Genomic DNA, 2,823 nt, shown 5'->3' with positions numbered 1-2,823 from the left:
GCTTCGGTTATACCCTCCTGTTCAACAATGTGTTGAGTCTGCTACGGGTCGAGGGGGTCAACCCCTACCTGGGCAATCTGCACCGCTCCGATCGCCCAGAGGCCCAGCTTGCCTTTGACCTAATGGAGGAGTTCCGCTCCCCCATTGTCGATACCCTAGTCGTCCAATTAATCAACCAGGGGGTGTTTACCCTGGAGGATTTCACCCCACCCAATGCCGAGGGCGGGGTCTACCTGGCAGACCCCGCCCGTAAGCGCTTTTTGCAAGGGTTTGAAGGGCGGATTATGACCCCATCCGCCACCCCGACAGCCCCAAACCTGTGCCCTATCGCCAGGTGATCGTGCTGCAAATTCGGCGCTACAAACGGTGTTTGCAAACGGGCGATTGCTACGAACCCTTCCGGCGGGTGACCTGATGCTGACCCTAGTGGTGTACGACATTGCCGACAATCGCCGCCGCAACAAGCTGGCCAAATTCCTAGAGGGCCAAGGGCGACGGGTGCAAGAGAGCGTCTTTGAATGTTTTGGCACGCTGGATGAAATGCAGCGCCTCCACCGCCAGGTGCTGCACCGCACTCACCCCGATGAAGACAATGTCCGGTTTTATTGGATTCCCGCTGGGGCGATGGCCAAGGCTCTCACCATTGGCAGCGACCCACCGACCCCGCCGCCCCAAGCCTATTTTCTGTAGGGAAGTTCCATGGACTTTTTGGGCTGTGACCCATACACTGGTTAGCAAGTTATGGTGAACACCACACACCTACCCTGCACCTAGAAAACTGCATAGTTACGTTAACCTTCGTGGATCGTTGATTCCGTATGGGTTACAGTCTTTGACAAAGGGCTAAAATTGCCAACAACGGATGTTTGTTGACAGGTCTCTCCCCCCTCTGTGGTTTCAGAGGCTGCAAGCCAGTATCCACAAGGCTTTGAAAATGAGGAGATTCATCTCCCATTCCCCGCAAGGGGACGGAAACTTTATAGGCTCACTCCGCCCGTCATGGTTGCAAAGCAAGGAGATTCATCTCCCATTCCCCGCAAGGGGACGGAAACTACGACGTTACGGTAGGTCTTGCGTAGGGCTTTCCCTAGATTCATCTCCCATTCCCCGCAAGGGGACGGAAACTTGACTGTGAACCACATAGAGGGCTTGTAGTCTCCGGGATTCATCTCCCATTCCCCGCAAGGGGACGGAAACTTGACGAATGATCTTCCCCGTCTATACGCCTTTACACTGATTCATCTCCCATTCCCCGCAAGGGGACGGAAACCCGTGGCTCGATACCGCTGCCCTTGAATCTCATACTCGATTCATCTCCCATTCCCCGCAAGGGGACGGAAACCTCATATAGGACTCACTCAACCCAGGCCAGTTGACACCCCCATGATTCATCTCCCATTCCCCGCAAGGGGACGGAAACATGAGCGAAGCATAGGGTTGATGCAGGGTGATTATTTTCATGGTGATTCATCTCCCATTCCCCGCAAGGGGACGGAAACATCCCGGTGCTTTTTGCTGATCACCACCTCTAGCGGTACCGAGATTCATCTCCCATTCCCCGCAAGGGGACGGAAACTACATAAAGCTCCGGAAACTGCGCTTGCAGGTAGGTGCGGCGCGATTCATCTCCCATTCCCCGCAAGGGGACGGAAACCATCGGTGGCCCCATCAAAGGTGGAATACTCCAGACGGGATTCATCTCCCATTCCCCGCAAGGGGACGGAAACACGGCATCAGCGATAGGATCGTCTAGAACCCATTCTGCCAAGATTCATCTCCCATTCCCCGCAAGGGGACGGAAACATTTCACAGGCTTGCACTGTTGAATCCTTGCCCTCGTCGATTCATCTCCCATTCCCCGCAAGGGGACGGAAACTTTGAGTTGCAGATGGACCTCAATCGCATCAACGAACGCAAGAAGAGATTCATCTCCCATTCCCCGCAAGGGGACGGAAACAATGTGAATTGACTAAACAGTTGAACGGTCTCTCGACTGGGAAGATTCATCTCCCATTCCCCGCAAGGGGACGGAAACGCCTCCGCTATCTGATTTAGTACTTCACCCCCTGCCGTCAGGACTGGATTCATCTCCCATTCCCCGCAAGGGGACGGAAACCTTCTGGGCAGATAAGCTTGAGTACGCCATTTTCGATCTTGATTCATCTCCCATTACCCGCAAGGGGACGGAAACCAGGTGGCGTTTAATGCCCTCCTCCATCGCCTCTCTAGCCTGGATTCATCTCCCATTCCCCGCAAGGGGACGGAAACGGATCTTGAAAACGATCGCCCACCCGAATGGGTAGCGAAGATTCATCTCCCATTCCCCGCAAGGGGACGGAAACCTCGCAGCAACAGGTGGGCAACCACTCTGAGCCATCCCAGATTCATCTCCCATTCCCCGCAAGGGGACGGAAACAATAGCAAAGTTCCCGCTAGACTCTGCTGTGTTTAAGATTCATCTCCCATTCCCCGCAAGGGGACGGAAACGAATTCGTGAGATTTCCGGTGAAGGTGGCGATCGCCACGAAATTCATCTCCCATTCCCCGCAAGGGGACGGAAACCTTGGGAAATCAGAAATCAGAAGGCAGAAGGATGAATGGGATTTGGGTTAGGTATTGAAAGTCTCTTCATTCAGTCAATTACCGCAACACCCTCAACACCCCACCAGCCACCTTTTCATCCTTCTGCCTGCTCCGCACGGGCAAAGCCCTACATCCTTCCCCCATCTCCCATTACCCCGCAAGGGGACGAAAACGATGGGAAATCAGAAGGCAGAAGGAGGAAGGATGAATGGGATTTGGGTGGAGTGTTGAAAGTCTTTT

Annotated in this window: 3 protein-coding genes; all 3 read left to right on the top strand. The window is 54.2% G+C overall.

The window, feature by feature from the left end; translation table 11 throughout:
* A partial coding sequence (cas1, locus tag LEP6406_RS0225455; RefSeq protein WP_027269445.1) for a CRISPR-associated endonuclease Cas1 occupies window positions 1-338 on the top strand: 338 nt, incomplete at its 5' end.
* Between the two features lie 46 nt (window positions 339-384).
* Entirely contained in the window at window positions 385-690 is a 306-nt protein-coding gene (cas2, locus tag LEP6406_RS0225450) for a CRISPR-associated endonuclease Cas2 (RefSeq protein WP_263971270.1), read from the top strand.
* Between the two features lie 1,907 nt (window positions 691-2,597).
* Window positions 2,598-2,823, top strand: a 226-nt coding sequence (locus LEP6406_RS34565) for a hypothetical protein (RefSeq protein WP_225886723.1), incomplete at its 3' end; no start/stop codon positions are given.

It is taken from the genome of Leptolyngbya sp. PCC 6406 (assembly GCF_000332095.2).
Classification (GTDB): domain Bacteria; phylum Cyanobacteriota; class Cyanobacteriia; order Phormidesmidales; family Phormidesmidaceae; genus PCC-6406.
This window is presented reverse-complemented; position numbering and strand designations above follow the sequence as displayed.